Annotated in this window: 1 protein-coding gene; it reads right to left on the reverse strand. The window is 66.9% G+C overall.

Annotated features, from left to right (window positions below; all coding sequences use genetic code 11):
- Positions 1-36: 36 nt before the first annotated feature.
- Positions 37-447: a hypothetical protein gene (locus FVA95_RS29135; protein ID WP_149666927.1), complete on the reverse strand. Its 411-nt coding sequence runs from the start codon at positions 445-447 to the stop codon at positions 37-39.
- Between the last annotated feature and the right edge of the window lie 236 nt (positions 448-683).

A 683-nucleotide genomic window follows, 5' to 3' on the forward strand; every position in this document is an offset into this window, starting at 1 on the left:
TGCGGGGCCGACGCCTTTCTTATCTCATTCGGCTAATCAGGCAGCCTCACCCTGAGGAGCCTTGGCCGGACGGCCACCCGCCTGCCCGCGGATGCCCTCCGCCGACCAGCGCGACGGGGTGAGCTGGCCGGTCTTGCGCTGCACGTAGCCGGGAGTCATCACCAGGCCGTCGAAGTGCAGCGGCTGGCCGAGCGAGCCAACTGCCGGGCAATCGTGGGAGGCGATCAGGATCTCGACGACGGCGCTCTTGTCCCGCTCGTCGTCCTGGTCGGCCGGGGTCAGGGCCTCGACCCGCCACAGGCCACGGCCGTGCTCGTCGGTGTCCTGGCGACCCTGCGGGTCCGGACGGCGCGAGCCGTCAGACAGCTCCACCCACTTCGCCACCGGGGTCACAGTGCCGGTACTGATCAGGGTCACGCGGTCGGTATCGATCGGGTAGCTGCGCATCGTCGTCTCCTGGTGTCCGGTACCGCACCGTCCCGGTAGCGGCTTCCTGTCAATATAAGCACATGCCCGCGTATATAGACAAGTGCTGGGACACAAGAAGGTCGGGGCCCCTAATGGAACCCCGCCCTTGACCTGCGAAAACGGTCCTACGCCGGGGCGTCGAACTCGTAGTCGTAGATGTGCCGGTCAGCCGCTGCGACCGAGTCGAAGTACTCGACGACCTTGCCGTCCTGGTC

The organism is Pseudonocardia sp. EV170527-09 (assembly GCF_008369905.1).
Taxonomy (GTDB): Bacteria; Actinomycetota; Actinomycetes; order Mycobacteriales; family Pseudonocardiaceae; genus Pseudonocardia.